Here is a 2,560-nt window from a genome sequence, read left to right as displayed (position 1 = left end):
ATGAACGCCTATCTCGAATTCCGCAGGCTCATTGATGAACTGGTTGAGTTCTTGATGACAGATTATGGGACTGAACTGCCTCACTCGTTCGAGAGTTATATCAGCCGACTCAAATTAATGACTTCAGAATCTACCTATCAGTGGGGAAATCCAAATGATAATGGCGTTCGTATCCTGCCGCTTGACCAGACGAAGGGGTTATCTTTTGATACCGTCATCTTAGGAGGCTTAATTGATGGCGAATTCCCCTCGGTTTTTCGTTCTGATCCCTTTTTGCCCTCTAGCCGAAGGGGCACGGAATCGGATCAGCTGTGCGAAGATCGCTTCCTTTTTTATCAAGCTCTCACCCTTTATCGCGGACAACTATACTTGCTGAGTCCACAACATGATGGCGATGTTGAGTTGGTGCGCTCCGCATTTATTGATGAGCTGGAGCGCATCGCTGATATTAAAACCGCCAAGGACGATGACGAAACCCTTTTTAGTACAGAGAATTTCCTAAAAAATTATGGTACGTATGTTTGGGAACATTCAGAAACCGAGGGACTGAAGGAACCGACTATCCCTCCGACGATGCTGCCGACACTTCCTTTGATTAAGCACAACGTCCGTGTGGAAAAGAGCCGCACTGTCACGCATGATGACCGAGAGTACGAGGGCTGCCTCCACCCAATACTGTCCGAGTCAAGTCGTCGCGCGCTTGAAAAACGACGTGAATGGACCTATTCGGTAAGCCAATTAGAAACCTATGGCGAGTGTCCATTCCGATATTTCTCCGATCGGGTATTGAATCTCACCCCAACTGAGGAGGAGGAAACGGGTTTAACGAACATGGAGAAGGGAAGCTTGGCGCACAAAATTTTGTTTGAGTTTTACGATCGCCGTCGTGAGGCATTGCCAATTTCTGGCTGTGAGAACGCGGATTTTGAGGAGGCAGTCGAAGATCTCCAGCGAATCGCACGAAATCATCTAAATGAGGAGGAGGCTAGACGCCATCTCAACCGGGCGGAGAAACTGTTTTGGGATATTGAGGTGGAAAGGCTGATCGGCGGTCACGGCAGGACCGGCGTCTTACCCGCATTCCTTGAAGCGGAACGAGAACGAAATCTTGAGGTACAACCCCGTTATTTTGAAGTTGAGTTTGGACCCAGTGTCAGATCAGAGCCAACCGATCCACAACTCGGCAGCACGGAGGCGATAACGGTTGGAGAAGTCGCCTTATCAGGGAGAATTGACCGCGTCGAGTTGGGAAATGGGATGTTCGTCATCGGAGACTACAAAACCGGTAGCACCACACCCAAGTTGAACGACATCCTTGAGGGACGTAGCCTCCAATTGCCCCTCTACGTTGCTGTCGTAGAGCAGTTATTGAGGCAACAGTCAGCCCCGATTCAAGGTTTCGAGGAAGATTTTGAACCGATTCAGGGGGTAGGAGGCATCTACTATGTCTTGCAGGAAGAGAGTGGGGTGGAACTCGGCATTGGGGATAGAGATTATAACGGAAGAGCGTTTCAAGTTTCATCTCGGAGCGGTCAGTTACTACCCAATTCAAGGTATCAAATCGTGGACGTGGATACTGATGCGGATTCCGATGTGATTGGGAGCATTGTTGATGTAGCGGTCGAACATGCGAATCAGTACGTCCGTTCGATTGCGGACGGGGATTTTCAACTGACTTCCCACGATAGGACAAAGGTATGCCGCTACTGTTCGTTCAAACAGATCTGCCGTGTGGGTGTGATTGCGGAAGAGATGCAGGCTTGATAGACATGCGTCTCTTGATCGCTATAGATAGATGAGTAGCGGCGGATATGCTATAATTATGTGAAACGTGATGCGTGAAACGTAATTGCAGTGTTAAGTAATTTTTGATACCATATAGTTCTGAAGCTTTGCGAATTATCGAAATACTATATCACTATTGCACTCGACTTTAAGAAGCAGCTTGAGTTGAGGTAAGGAGCAAAATCATCTTATGTATGTTGAAGGACTTTTATCTTCGTTGACCCGTGTGAAAAAAGCGCACTCTCTACGCGCCTCGTCGTGGGACACAACTGGCAGAAATAACGATGCTTGGAATATTGAACCTAACGAGACACGCGTCCTCGCTGATATCAAGGGACCCGGTTGCATCAACCATATCTGGATGACGCAACGCGACGGCTACCGGAATGTCCTCCTGCGAGCATTTTGGGATGATGAGGAACATCCCAGCGTCCTGTGTCCCCTCGGCGACTTCTTCGGATTGGGCAACGAAATCGTAAATTCCTACGATTCACTGCTGTTCTCGGCATCAACCGCGGGTAACAATCAGTTCAACACCGGTTGTGCGCTAAATTGCTACGTGCAGATGCCATTTAACAAATCAGCACGGATCGAACTTGTCAACGAAGGCGACGAGATGCACCGTCAATACTTCTACATTGACTACGAGCTTTACAAGCAATCCCTCGACGATGATGTGGCTTACTTCCACACACAATTTCGTCGAGAAAATCCGTGCGATGGGTGGGGACACGAGATCCGGGTCAACACGCCGGAGGCAAACATTGTCAACGCA

Annotated in this window: 2 protein-coding genes; both read left to right on the top strand. The window is 48.7% G+C overall.

The window, feature by feature from the left end; genetic code table 11:
- A partial coding sequence (locus J4G02_19985; GenBank protein ID MCE2396809.1) for a PD-(D/E)XK nuclease family protein occupies positions 1 to 1,764 on the top strand: 1,764 nt, incomplete at its 5' end.
- 211 nt (positions 1,765 to 1,975) lie between these two features.
- On the top strand, positions 1,976 to 2,560 hold a 585-nt coding region (locus J4G02_19980), incomplete at its 3' end, for a DUF2961 domain-containing protein (GenBank protein MCE2396808.1).

It is taken from the genome of Candidatus Poribacteria bacterium (assembly GCA_021295755.1).
In the GTDB taxonomy this organism is placed as follows: Bacteria; Poribacteria; WGA-4E; order WGA-4E; family PCPOR2b; genus PCPOR2b.
This window is presented reverse-complemented; position numbering and strand designations above follow the sequence as displayed.